This window comes from Salmonella sp. 32031103-2018-00083-FB-01-SM-01 (genome assembly GCF_017571995.1).
Classification (GTDB): Bacteria; Pseudomonadota; Gammaproteobacteria; order Enterobacterales; family Enterobacteriaceae; genus Salmonella; species Salmonella enterica.
Map to the genome: position 1 here is coordinate 1 of NZ_JAGEQL010000011.1, position 12,896 is coordinate 12,896.

Annotated in this window: 14 protein-coding genes; 3 read left to right on the plus strand and 11 right to left on the minus strand. The window is 53.0% G+C overall.

Going from position 1 to position 12,896, the window contains the following annotated elements:
• From J4614_RS21080 to mdh, 9 genes are all read right to left on the minus strand, one after another.
• A partial coding sequence (locus tag J4614_RS21080; protein WP_208293307.1) for a sodium ion-translocating decarboxylase subunit beta occupies positions 1-965 on the minus strand: 965 nt, incomplete at its 3' end.
• Positions 966-977: 12 nt separating this feature from the next.
• A complete protein-coding gene (gene oadA / locus J4614_RS21085; RefSeq protein WP_111771791.1) occupies positions 978-2,753 on the minus strand; it encodes a sodium-extruding oxaloacetate decarboxylase subunit alpha in 1,776 nt (591 codons plus the stop codon).
• A gap of 16 nt (positions 2,754-2,769) precedes the next feature.
• Positions 2,770-3,018, minus strand: coding sequence for an oxaloacetate decarboxylase subunit gamma (locus J4614_RS21090; RefSeq protein WP_076166666.1), 249 nt, complete (start codon positions 3,016-3,018; stop codon positions 2,770-2,772).
• A 156-nt stretch (positions 3,019-3,174) separates the two neighbouring features.
• Positions 3,175-3,792 (minus strand): L(+)-tartrate dehydratase subunit beta, encoded by a 618-nt coding sequence (ttdB, locus tag J4614_RS21095; RefSeq protein WP_000162406.1) that lies wholly within the window; start codon positions 3,790-3,792, stop codon positions 3,175-3,177.
• A complete protein-coding gene (gene ttdA / locus J4614_RS21100) occupies positions 3,792-4,691 on the minus strand; it encodes a L(+)-tartrate dehydratase subunit alpha (RefSeq protein ID WP_000045349.1) in 900 nt (299 codons plus the stop codon). The genes ttdB and ttdA overlap by 1 nt, the downstream gene beginning before the upstream one ends.
• Positions 4,692-4,723: 32 nt before the next feature.
• The gene (locus J4614_RS21105; protein WP_000433390.1) at positions 4,724-5,992 is read right to left on the minus strand and encodes an SLC13 family permease; all 1,269 of its coding nucleotides are present in this window, start codon (positions 5,990-5,992) and stop codon (positions 4,724-4,726) included.
• Between the two features lie 210 nt (positions 5,993-6,202).
• A complete protein-coding gene (locus J4614_RS21110) occupies positions 6,203-6,868 on the minus strand; it encodes a GntR family transcriptional regulator (RefSeq protein ID WP_001171581.1) in 666 nt (221 codons plus the stop codon).
• Positions 6,855-7,484, minus strand: coding sequence for a GntR family transcriptional regulator (locus J4614_RS21115; protein WP_000723776.1), 630 nt, complete (start codon positions 7,482-7,484; stop codon positions 6,855-6,857). Before J4614_RS21115 ends, J4614_RS21110 begins: the two co-directional genes overlap by 14 nt.
• A 119-nt stretch (positions 7,485-7,603) precedes the next feature.
• The gene (gene mdh / locus J4614_RS21120; RefSeq protein ID WP_000861586.1) at positions 7,604-8,542 is read right to left on the minus strand and encodes a malate dehydrogenase; all 939 of its coding nucleotides are present in this window, start codon (positions 8,540-8,542) and stop codon (positions 7,604-7,606) included.
• A 414-nt stretch (positions 8,543-8,956) separates the two neighbouring features.
• Between mdh and argR the strand changes: the two genes are divergently transcribed.
• The 3 genes from argR to yhcN-B all read left to right on the plus strand — a co-directional run bounded on the left by argR (position 8,957) and on the right by yhcN-B (position 10,425).
• A complete protein-coding gene (argR, locus tag J4614_RS21125) occupies positions 8,957-9,427 on the plus strand; it encodes a transcriptional regulator ArgR (protein WP_001257852.1) in 471 nt (156 codons plus the stop codon).
• A 364-nt stretch (positions 9,428-9,791) separates the two neighbouring features.
• Positions 9,792-10,055: a peroxide/acid stress response protein YhcN gene (gene yhcN / locus J4614_RS21130; protein ID WP_000695693.1), complete on the plus strand. Its 264-nt coding sequence runs from the start codon at positions 9,792-9,794 to the stop codon at positions 10,053-10,055.
• Positions 10,056-10,158: 103 nt separating this feature from the next.
• Complete coding sequence (gene yhcN-B / locus J4614_RS21135; RefSeq protein WP_000853277.1) at positions 10,159-10,425, plus strand: DUF1471 family stress response protein YhcN-B; 267 nt, start codon at positions 10,159-10,161, stop codon at positions 10,423-10,425.
• Positions 10,426-10,484: 59 nt separating this feature from the next.
• Here the strand turns inward: yhcN-B and J4614_RS21140 are convergent, their stop codons facing one another.
• Positions 10,485-10,757 (minus strand): hypothetical protein, encoded by a 273-nt coding sequence (locus J4614_RS21140; protein ID WP_001103887.1) that lies wholly within the window; start codon positions 10,755-10,757, stop codon positions 10,485-10,487.
• Positions 10,758-10,928: 171 nt separating this feature from the next.
• Positions 10,929-12,896 carry a p-hydroxybenzoic acid efflux pump subunit AaeB gene (gene aaeB, locus J4614_RS21145; protein WP_138020036.1) on the minus strand — a complete coding sequence of 656 codons (1,968 nt, stop codon included), beginning with the start codon at positions 12,894-12,896 and terminating at the stop codon, positions 10,929-10,931.

Genomic DNA, 12,896 nt, shown 5'->3' on the forward strand with positions numbered 1-12,896 from the left:
CCGAGGAAGATGGTCACGATATTAATCAGCCCGTTCTGCACCGTGTCGCTCAGACGCTCCACCACGCCGCTTTCGCGCATCAGGTTGCCAAAGCAGAACATCCCCAGCAGCGGCGCGGCGTCCGGCAGCAGCAGGGCCACCAGCATGAGCAACACCACCGGGAAGAGGATTTTTTCCCGCTTACTCACCGTGCGCAGCTGCACCATGCGGATTTTGCGCTCAGTCTCCGTGGTCAGCGCCTTCATAATCGGCGGCTGGATTAACGGCACCAGCGCCATATACGAGTACGCCGCTACCGCAATGGCTCCCAGCAGCTCCGGCGCCAGTTTGCCCGACAGGTAAATCGCCGTCGGGCCGTCCGCGCCGCCGATAATGCCGATGGCCGCCGCCTGCGGCAGGGTGAAGGAAATCAGGCCGAAGTAGTTCAGCGTCAGCGCCCCGAGCACGGTGGCGAAGATACCGAACTGCGCCGCCGCGCCGAGCAGCAGGGTGCGCGGGTTGGCCAGCAGCGGGCCGAAGTCGGTCATCGCGCCGACGCCCATAAAGATGACCAGCGGCGCGACGCCGGAGCCAATCGCCACTTTATAGAACAGCGCCAGCACCCCCGGCGTGTAGCCCATGTCCACCGCCAGGTTCTCCATCTGGCTCTGCACCGACGGCAGCGCCAGCGCTAATGCCTCTTTAATGGCGTGCACGTCCGGCGCGCAGTTAAGCTTCGCGGCAATCACCGCCAGCTGCCCGGCGTCGTGATGCGCCAGCAGGCTCTCCAGCGCGGTCAGCGCCATGCCCGCTTCCGGGATGTTGGAGAGCAGGCCGCCGAAGCCAATCGGCAGCAACAGCAGCGGCTCGAACTTTTTCGCAATCGCCAGCCACAGCAGCAGCAGGCTGACCAGCAGCATGATGGCCTGGCCTGCGCCAAGGTGCATCAGCCCCATGCCCTGAAGCAGGGCGTTCAGACTTTCCATTTCAGTTCTCCGTTACGCCAGCGTCATCAGGGTGTCGCCGACGGAAACCGCGTCCCCGGACTTCACCGCAATACCGCGTACCGTCCCGGCCTGCGCGGCGCGGATTTCGGTCTCCATCTTCATGGCTTCCAGAATCAGCAGCACGTCGCCTTCGGCCACCGTCTGGCCCTCGGTGGCAATCACCTTCCAGATGTTGCCCGCCAGCGGCGCGGTGACCGGTGTGCCTGCGCCCGCCGGGGCGGCGGCCTGAACCGGTGCGGAAGAGGCCACCGGAACAGCCGCAGTAAGCTGGCTGATATCGCCGCCGTCGCTGACCTTCACCACAAAGGCCTTACCTTCCACTTCCACGGTATAGACGCCGGAGGCGGCAGACTTCTCTGCTTTTGCCACCGGCTGCGTGGCTTCCGCCTGCGGCACCGGCTCAAACGCCGCCGGGTTGTGGCGGTTCTCAAGGAATTTGAGGCCGGGTTGCGGGAACAGCGCCACGGTGAGCACGTCGTCGATGGCGTTTCCCGCAAGCTGGATGCCCTTCTCCTGCGCCTGGCGCCTGACGTCCGCTTCCAGTTCAGCCAGTTCCGGCTTCAGCAGGTCCGCCGGACGGCAGGTCACCGGAGCGCCCCCTTCCAGCACCCGCGCCTGTAGCGCCGCGTTAACCGGCACCGGAGTGTGGCCGTATTCGCCTTTCAGTATCCCGGCGGTTTCCTTCGCGATGGTCTTGTAGCGTTCGCCGGTCAGGACGTTGAGCACCGACTGGGTGCCGACAATCTGCGAGGTGGGGGTCACCAGCGGGATAAAGCCGAGGTCCTCGCGCACGCGGGGGATTTCCGCCAGCACCTGGTCGAGTTTGTCCGCCGCGTTCTGCTGCTTCAGCTGGCTTTCGAGGTTGGTCAGCATTCCGCCCGGCACCTGCGCCACCAGAATGCGGCTGTCGTAGCCTTTCAGCTGGCCTTCAAAGGCGTGATATTTTTTGCGCACCTCGCGGAAGTACGCCGCGATGCTTTCCAGCTTCAGGATATCCAGCCCGGTGTCATATTTTGTGCCGGCAAGCGTGGCAACCAGCGCCTCGGTGGCCGGGTGGCCGTAGGTGGCGCTCATGGAGGAAATCGCCGTGTCCACGCCGTCAACGCCCGCCTCGATAGCCTTCAGCAGGGCCATCTCCGCCATCCCGGTGGTGGCGTGACAGTGCAGGTGCAGGCGTACCTCAAAACGTTTTTTGATTTCGCTGACCAGCTCATACGCCGCCATCGGCGTGAGAATGCCGGACATATCCTTGATGGCAATCGAGTCAACGCCGGTTTCCAGCAGCTGTTCGGTCAGGTCCAGCCAGGTCTGCAGGGTGTGGGCCGGGCTGGTGGTGTAGGAGAGCGTGCCCTGGGCGTGTGCGCCGTGGCTGCGCACCGCCTGCAGGGCGGCTTTCATATTGCGCGGGTCGTTCATGGCATCGAAGACGCGGAACACGTCCATGCCGTTTTTGACGGCGCGTTCGACAAAACGCTCCACCACGTCATCGGCGTAGTGGCGATAACCGAGCAGGTTCTGCCCGCGCAGCAGCATCTGCAGCGGGGTTTTGGGCATGGCTTTTTTGAGTTCACGCAGGCGAACCCACGGGTCTTCGCCGAGGAAACGGATGCAGGCGTCAAAGGTCGCACCGCCCCAGCACTCCAGCGAGCCGTAGCCGACATCGTCAAGCTGAGCGGCAATCGGCAGCATATCGTCAAGGCGCAGGCGGGTGGCGAACAGAGACTGGTGGGCGTCGCGCAGGACGACATCGGTAATGGCAATGGTCATGGATCCCTCCGGGAAATTAAACGTGGTGGCGGTGATGGTGAATGGCGGCGGCAATGACCGGCTTTAAGCGGGCGAAGTCGTCAGCGGGCGCGGCGGCGGCAGGTGCCGCCTTCGGCGCCGGGACCGGTTCGGGGAAGAAGCGGTTGACGGCGGCGGACATACCGCGGATGGCGAAAATCAGCAGGAACAGAAACGCCAGCACGAACCCCATGCCGAGGAACATCAGGGTGAAGCCTTCACCTAATAGCAGAGCTGCATCAGTCATAAAATAGCCTTCAGGCAGGAGGCACGATAATGGTGCTATTTATGACGATGAAATAATAAGGGTGGATTTCCCTGAGCCGCCCCCGGCCAGAGCCCTTGGTTATTATTATCGTCATAACGTATTGCCACCATTATCGTGCAATTTACGTAATCAGGTTTATTTGATGAAACTTACGTTCTGGCATATTTCATCAGCGATGAGCTCTTTACGCTGATTAAAAATAATTTTGTTCTGTTCAAACAGATTATTCCCATGGGTATCAATAGAAACAATCAGCGGGCCAAACTCTTTAACCCGGCAGACCCACAGCGTTTCCGGCATCCCCAGATCGCGCCATTGGGCATCTTCAATTTCTTCCACGCACACGGCGGCTACAACCGCACAACCGGCAGGGAATACGCAGTGCAGCGCTTTGTGTTCAGCACAGCCCTCTTCGGTACCTTTACCCATACCGCCTTTACCCACAATTAATTTCACGCCGGTCTGCGCAATAAATTCTTTTTCGAATTTCTCCATACGCATGCTGGTGGTTGGTCCAACGGAGACCATTTCAAACTTATCGTCTTCGCCTTTAATTGGGCGGACAATTGGGCCAGCGTGTAAAATAGCGCCGCCGCGAACATCTACCGGAAGTTCGCGACCACCTTCAATTAAACGGCGATGGGCTACGTCACGGCAGGTAACAATATGACCGTTGAGATAAATAATATCGCCAGCCTTAATATCCGCTAAATCTTCATCTTTAATTGGCGTAGTCAGGATTTTTTTAGTCATCAGAAATTCACTCCGCTGTGAGACGTAATGGTGTAATTCAAATCTTTATCGAAAACGATATGCCCTTTACGGTGCGACCAGCAGCCGACGTTTACCGCCACGCCGATGGTAGAAGGATGACGCGCGGTGTTTTCAATGTTCACGCCCATAACGGAGGTATTACCGGACATCCCCTGCGGCCCCAGGCCAATTTTGTTAATGCCGTCTTCCAGCATTTTTTCCAGCGAGGCTGCACGCTCATTCTCGTTATGCGAACCGATCGGACGCATCAGCGCTTTTTTCGATAGCAGTGCCGCCGTTTCAACAGAGGTCGCTACGCCCACGCCAACCAGCAGCGGCGGACAAGCGTTGAGGCCGTAGCTGGTCATCACATCCAGTACAAAGCGGGTCACACCTTCATAGCCTGCACCCGGCATCAGCACCATCGCTTTCCCCGGCAGAGAACAACCACCGCCTGCCATATAGGTATAAATGCTGCACTGATCGGAATTGGGAACGATCTCCCAGAAGACCGTCGGCGTGCCTTTACCCACGTTTTTACCGGTGTTGTATTCATCAAAAGTTTCTACGCTGTTGTGGCGCAGCGGAGAATCTACAGTTGCTTTGATCACCGCCTCACGCAACAACGCTTCCAGCTCGCCAATCAGCGGAAAGTTCGTCCCGCACTCCACCAGAAACTGAATGACACCGGTGTCCTGGCAGGAAGGACGATCCAGCTCTTTCGCCAGACGCTGGTTCTCAATCATGGTAGTAAAGATGACGTCGGCCAGTTTACTGGTCTCTTTCTTATGCAAATCTTCCAGTTTTGCAGTGACATCATCAGGCAAAACTTTGCCGGTATATCCCACAAACTTGGCCATAACGTCGGTCATATGGGATATCTGTTCACTTTTGCTCATAAATGCTCCTTAGTCAGAACAGCTTCCGTTAATTACGGATGAAAAGGGAAAAGGATTGGCAGCAGGATCAAGCTGACAATGGTTGAAACGATAATCAGGGGGATACCGGCCTTAGCGTAGTCGACAAATTTATAGCCACCCGCGGAGAGCACCATCATGTTGGCAGGCATACCGATAGGGGTTGCGTAGGCGCAGGAACCGCCAATGACCGTCGCCATCAGAACCGCACGTGGGTCGGCCCCCATACCTGCGGCAATGGACAAACTCACCGGCACCAACAGCGCTGTCGTTGCGGTATTGGACATAAAGTTGGTCATCACAACGGATAAGGCGAAAACGGCGATCAGCAACATGAACGGTGAGGAGTTTTGCCCCAGCATGCCGATTACATAGTCCGCAACCAGCTTGCCTGCCCCGGTCATTTCCAGCGCTTTTGCCAGCGCCAGGGTGCCGCCAAAGATAAAAATAGTCTGTGAATCAATGGCTTTATAGGCCTGTTTTTCCGTGAGTACGCCGCTTACGACCAGCACAAGAGCGCCAATACAACCGGTCACGGCCAGGCTGACACCGATCTTCTTCTCAAAGATCATGCCGAGGATCGTTGCGATCAACACCACGAGTGAGAGCCGTTGTTTCCACTGTGGAACATGGCTGTAGTCACGTTGCTCCCCGACGCTCCCCACCTCACCGCCGGTCGCATTATTCGGCAGAAAGCGATAGCCAATAGTCAGGAAGTAGAGAATGCCGCAGATGAGCATCGGGAGACCGATTTTTGCGTATTCAAAAAAGCCAAAGCCGCCGCCAATATTCTGTAGCGCAGACTGCGCGATAAGATTTCCCGGCGCGCCAATTAACGACAGGTTACCGCCCAACGCAGCGGCGAAAACCAGCGGCATCAGTAGACGAGAACGCGAGAAGCCCGATTTTGCCGCCACGCCGATCACCACCGGAATCAAAACCGCAGCGGTACCGGTGTTAGAGAGGACGCCAGACATCAACCCCACCACCACCATAATGGTGAAGATCAGCTGTTTTTCTGTTTTCGCGAAGCGCGTGATGACGCCGCCCACTTTGTTTGCCATACCGGTCTCGAACAACGCACCGCCTACGATGAACATCGCGACAAAGAGGATGACGTTAGTGTCGATAAAGCCAGCAAAGGCCTGTTTGATATTCAGAACGCCGGTGATAACTAAGGCCACGCAGACAATCATGGAAGTGACGGCCAGCGGCACTTTTTCCCATACAAACATGACGATAGCGAACACCAATAAACATAGGGTAAGGGTAATGGGTTCCATATTTATAATTATCCAATCAATGATATATGATATTGTATCCAATATTGACAGGGAGAAATTATTCCCATACAAAAACTAAGTCAAATCGTTTCTCAGGAAAGATGCAGGAGTGGGATCTACATCAAGATCGTGGTTAGATCGTTACTGGACGTGATTAATAGAATTGAAGAATTGGTTGAAGCGCCTGCGATGCTCACGCAGGCGAAAAGATCAGGCAGAAGGGTCACCAACATAGCGGGTCAGCATATTCTCCATCGAGCGAATAATGTGTTCGCGCATGCGCTGGCGTGCCAATGTTTCATCATGAAGTTCAAGAGCTTGCAGAATACTTTTATGTTCCTGAATGGAAATCACGGCATACTCTTCTTCGGTGACCTTATGGCCCATCGAAAGGCCGTTCCACATATTACAGAGCAACATTTTCATTTTTTCGTTGCCAGCAACATTCCAGATTTCCATATGAAATGCCTGATTCAGGTCGGAGTATTCCGCCGAGTTATTTTCCGCGAGAGCCTTTTCAGCGGCATAATGCACCTGGGCTATCCGCGAGATATCGGTGCCGGGACGAGAAGCTTTAGCCACCGCCTCACTTTCTAACAGCGCGCGAATTTCATAGTGTTCACGGATCGTTTGTTCATTGATGCCCAACACCACCGCCCCTTTATTAGGGCGCACTTTTATCAGCCCATCCGCCGCCAGAATCTGAAACGCCTCGCGCACTGGCATACTGGACACGCCGACCATTCCGGCAATGCCTTCTAACGTAATCTCCTGCCCTTCCACTAACTCTCTCGAAAGAATCGCTTTACGCAGCACCGCCGCGACCTGTTCTTTCGCTGAAAGAAGCTTAATCTTCCCTAATTTAGGCTTCTGCACTTTCCCAATCCTTCATATGTTGACGCATTATTTCTGCTAAAGAGAGGAAATAACGCTGCATAACTTGCCCAATCTCATCACGCCGCCCCTGGCGTATGACGTCAGCCAGTTCAGCGAAAAGCTGCGCCGACTCCTGATTATCTTTTTTCAGATGCAAAATAACATAAGAAACATAGCCGTCCAGGAACTGCTGATACACCTTTTCCAGATAGCGGTTATTCACATAAGAAATCAGCATCGCATGACACTCCAGTTCGCAGGATTTGTCTTCTGCGACAGCCAGCGCTTGCGCACGTATCAGAAGGGCATCGCCTACTTCGCTGGGTATCAGCGAAAACATTTCGGCGGCCATCGCGGCAATTACGCGAAAAATATGACTCACGCGATCGGCCTCAAGATGCGCGACCTGCATGTGCCTGTTGGGCAGTCGGATTAAAAAACCTTCCTGTTCGAGTGACTGTAGCGCTTCTCGAACCGGCATTCGTGAAAGACCAAGCTGCTCCGCAATACTTTCCTGCGCGAGTTCTTCTCCCGCTTTTATATTGCCGGAAAGAATTTCATAGCGAAGCATTTGCGTAATGTGATCGCGGGTTTGCGTTCTTTGGATCTTTTTCACGACGTTCTCGTTAATAACCGATAAGACGTGAGGAGTTTAGCAGATTTAGTACTTGATTTCGTGGCTTGTTTACAGTCAAAGAAGCCGGAGCAAAAGCCCCGGCATCGGGCAGGAACAGCTTATTTATTAATAAAATCTTCACCCAACTGAATATCTTTTTTCAGCGTATCCAGCATAGCGTCCAGCGAATGTTGCTCGAAAGCGCTCAGTGTGCCGATGGATTTACGCTCTTCTACACCGTTTTTACCCAGCAGCAGCGGCTGAGAGAAGAAACGGGCATACTGACCGTCGCCTTCCACATAGGCGCATTCCACCACGCCTTTTTCGCCCTGCAGAGCGCGAACCAGAGAAAGACCGAAACGTGCGGCAGCCTGACCCATAGAGAGGGTTGCCGATCCGCCGCCGGCTTTCGCCTCGACGACTTCAGTACCGGCGTTCTGAATACGTTTAGTCAGCTCGGCCGCTTCTTGTTCGGTAAAACTTACGCCTGGAATCTGCGACAGCAGCGGCAGAATCGTCACGCCGGAGTGCCCGCCAATCACCGGGACTTCAACTTCCGTTGGCAGCTTACCTTTCAGCTCTGCAACAAAGGTATTAGAGCGGATGATATCCAGCGTGGTGACGCCAAACAGTTTGTTTTTGTCGTATACGCCTGCTTTTTTCAGCACTTCCGCCGCAATCGCAACGGTGGTGTTCACCGGGTTGGTGATAATGCCCACGCACGCTTTCGGACAGGTTTTAGCGATCTGCTGCACCAGGTTTTTCACGATGCCGGCGTTAACGTTAAACAGGTCGGAACGGTCCATACCCGGCTTACGCGCCACACCCGCAGAAATCAGTACTACGTCAGCGCCTTCAAGCGCCGGGGTTGCGTCTTCACCGGAGAAACCTTTGATTTTTACAGCGGTGGGGATGTGGCTCAAATCAACGGCCACACCGGGAGTCACTGGAGCGATGTCGTACAGGGAGAGTTCTGAACCTGAAGGCAGTTGGTTTTTTAAAAGTAATGCCAGCGCCTGACCGATACCACCAGCAGCGCCGAGGACTGCGACTTTCATCCTAAACTCCTTATTATATGATTAGCTAAGTGTCTATTGCTCCGCGGCGGCGACCTTAATTCACAAATTCAATGATTACAATCCTCACTCATCAAGAATGCGGAGTCGCGCAATTTTGGCTTTTATGCATTTAATTTGCGTAATCCGGATCGGCTGCAACCAGAGAGCAACGTTCCTACAGGTGGTGACAATATACCCTACTATCCTCTCAAAACAACATCATTTTGATAACAATTAATTTACTTTTAATCTTATTTGCGAGGCGTGACACAGGCATGTTTCTTGATAACGAAATTTGATAAAATTCCGCTCTTTCATAACATTATTTCAGCCTTAAACAAGGCAGACTGTTTGCATAAAAATTCATCTGTATGCACAATAATGTTGTTTCTACCGCCATATTACGGGTGACTTATGCGAAGCTCGGCTAAACAAGAAGAACTAGTAAGAGCGTTTAAAGCGCTCCTCAAAGAAGAAAAATTCAGCTCACAGGGCGAAATCGTCCTCGCGTTGCAGGATCAGGGCTTTGAAAATATCAATCAGTCCAAGGTCTCGCGCATGTTGACTAAGTTCGGCGCAGTGCGTACACGTAACGCAAAAATGGAAATGGTGTACTGTCTTCCGGCTGAACTGGGCGTCCCAACAACATCCAGTCCGTTGAAAAATCTGGTGCTGGATATCGACTATAACGACGCTGTCGTGGTGATTCATACCAGCCCCGGCGCGGCACAACTCATTGCGCGCCTGCTGGATTCACTGGGGAAAGCAGAAGGTATTCTCGGCACGATTGCCGGCGACGATACTATCTTCACTACGCCTGCCAGCGGCTTTTCCGTAAGAGATCTGTACGAAGCCATTCTGGAACTTTTTGAACAAGAGCTCTAGTCCCACTTCCTCCGTCGTCGTACGGCGGAGGCACCTTTTTGTCCTCTCCCCTCGCCGCTTTCCTGTACGGCTATCATTTGGCAAATCATGCCCTTAAACATTCACCACATGAATGACAAATCAAAAAAACGCACAAAATGCCAAATTTATTAAGACATTGATTTTATTTCATTTTTTAAATGACAGCGGCGAAAAACAGCAATTTTAATTCCATAACGTTATAAAAAATAAAATTTTTAATGTCTTTAAAAAGCAGAAACAATTAGCGTGGTATTAATTAATCGCGTGATTAGTGTATACTTAATTTTGTGATGAGGGTCACGAAACAAAGACCCCAGTAAAGGAATTCGACGAGGTAAAAATCATGAAAATCAAAACCACTGTTGCAACATTAAGTATTCTGTCCGTTCTCTCTTTTGGCGCTTTCGCCGCAGAACCTATCAGCGCAGAGCAAGCGCAAAACCGTGAAGCAATCGGATCGGTTTCAGTCAGCGCTATCGGCTCATCGCCTATGGATATGAACGCCATGCTGAGCAAAAAAGCGGATGAACAAGGCGCTACGGCCTACCACATTACCGAAGCGCGTAGCGGCAGCAACTGGCACGCCACTGCCGAACTGTACAAATAAAATTCACCTGCCATCGCATATAACGTGTCGTTACTTCGCGGAGATATCGCATAAGAAAAGCCCATTAATCCGCGAGGTTGACCCTATAAAGGAATAAAAGACCATGAAAACGAAATACATTATCGCATCACTCGGCCTGGCCACTCTGCTCTCTTTCGGCGCAAATGCCGCAGTACACCAGGTCAACGCGGAACAGGCGCAGAATCTGCAACCGATGGGCACCATTTCCGTCTCGCAGATTGGCAGTACGCCAATGGATATGCGCCAGGAGATCGTCGCTAAAGCCGAAAAAGCAGGCGCTAATAGCTATCGCATCATCGAATTAAAAGAAGGTGATAACTGGCACGCCACCGCCGAGTTGTATAAGTAAACCCTCGTCGTCTAACCCGACGACTTGCCCCCGCCTGTCGGGGGCTTTTTTATGCTTTTTCAATGCCGGACATTAAACCGTAGCCGCCCCTCCAGCTCTTCTTCCGCTTCATCAAAGAGTAAAATCAGCGCCCCGTAGCGCCTGCGCAGTTTATCAGGCAGGTGAACGAACTCAATCTCTAGCGGTAGGGGTAAGATATCGCTCATTACCGCATCCCATAATGTATCAAGATCGCTTACTTTCTCACTGGCAAGACCAAACGTCTGCGTAAACTCGCGATAAAAATCGCTTTGGTTTTTAATATCATTAAAATCAAAAGTATAGACATTCATAGCCAGCCACCATCCCCGACAGACAATTGTCTGTTTTACTACTAAGCATCATTATGCAGAGGTTTCACTTCCAGAAACGCTTTTAGCCCCGGAGCACTCTTGCGCTGTTTTTGTATCTCAAATAAGTATAGTCATAAAAAAACCGACGCTTTTGGCATCGGTTCTTGTGGGTTAGCTATCGGTAAGCGCGTTCTGGTATTTATGTAACATGCCCGTCAGGCGTTTAACCGGTTCCGTCACCTGCGGCGGCGCCTCCCAGATACGTAATTTCTCCTGATAGATATCCAGCTCATCCAGCAACTGACCAAAGTAGCGTCGCCGTTTATCATCGCTTCCGGCGGAAATAACATGGTCTGCGGTACGACGAAGCTGACGGTGGAACACTGACAGATCTTCATTAACCGGTATCGGCGCGTCGCGCAGACGTTGATGAGCAATGATCATCGTTAGCGCCAGGCGAAACTTCGGCAAATCGCCAGGGAATTTATTCATCAGCAAAAAGAGTTGCTGATATAACGCAGGCAGACGGTTTTCTTTACGACGTACCACGTTGGTCGTCATTGCCGAGACCGCAGCGGAAACAAACTGATTAAGCAGCACGCGACCGGTTCGATCTTTGGATTTATCACGCACCAGCAGGATGACGATAAACGCCAGCATACAGCCGACAATTTGCCCCAACGCGCTGTCGAGGAACTGGCTGAAATGGAACGTCATCGGATTATCCAACACAATAATGTTAATCGTACTGGCCAGCGCCCCCATCGACCCCAGACGCCGTTTCTGGACCTCAATGCCGATAAAGAACCCCAATACCGCCAGGCTCAAACATAACAACAGCATACTTTGCTGCGTATTGGGAATAATCACCAGGAAATAGAGCAATCCCAGCGGCAACGCCGCCAGAGTGCCATAAATAAAATCAATGCAGACCATGCGCGGATTGGGTAAACGCATCGCCAGCGAGGTCACCACGGCAATCATCACCATCGCGCCATTACCCGATGTCCAGCCGGTCCATAGCCAGAATAATGTCCCCAGTATGCAGGAAAGCGTGGTGCGCCAGAAGTTCACCATCGCATGGTGACGTTCAGCGGATTCCACTTTAACTACGGGCTCGCCTTGCAGGATCTCTTCTTCCGTCGCGCTGATTTTGGTGTTACTGATCACACCGCGTTTAAGCAGCAGATAGCGCGTCGCAGCGCCTACCCAGCTATAAAGCGTGACGGGCGTTTCGCGCTCGCCGGTCCAGACAATGACACGCCGCATCCGTTTTAACTGCCTGTGGACATCCTGTACCGTTTCAACCGGCGTCTCGAACAGTTCCCGGAATGTATCGGTAATCAGTTCCGGCCGCGTGTTTTGAATAAGATAAGTTTCACAGGATTGCGTAATCAGCGTGAGCGAAAGCGTATTCAACGCTTTCAGGCGGCGGTTAGCGCGTACCCAGCGCGAAGATTCCATATTCAGATTACTTCGCATCCCCTCCAGCGCCGCCGTGCGTCGCACCAGATCGCCCCAGGCGTTGTCGACTTCTTCGCTGTCGCCATGCCTAATACAAAGTTGCATTAGCTGATATTGCGCTACCAGTAAACTGTCCAGTTCGCGATCAACCTCCTGCTTTATCGATCGCGGCGAGAAAAGCAGATCCGCTAAAATAGCGCAGCCAATGCCGATGACGATTTCGCTACAGCGCTCAAGCGCAAATTGCGGCGTGAGCAGCGGCTCCGTCTGAATGGTAATCACAATGATCAGCGCAGTATAACCTGACAGTCCCCACGCATAAGAGTTTTCGATCCGTACTAAAGAGGAGATCCAGGTACAAAAACCGGCCCAGACACAGCACACCAGAATCATCAATAGCGGCGCGCGGATCATAGAGATAATAATGATAAGCGCGGCGATACAGCCAATAAACGTCCCGATAATACGCAACATTCCGCGATAACGGATAGCGCCGGAATAGGGTTCCCCGCCGGCGGCAAATGCCGGGCCTGCCGCCACGATCGCGGCGGTCAGCACCGCCCAACGCGGCGTCTCCAGTTGAAAATGGAAGCCGATAAATAATGCCAGCACAATGGCGCACGCCAGCTTTACCGCAAAACGAATGTGCTGGTTGGCAATGGAGAAAATGCCCAT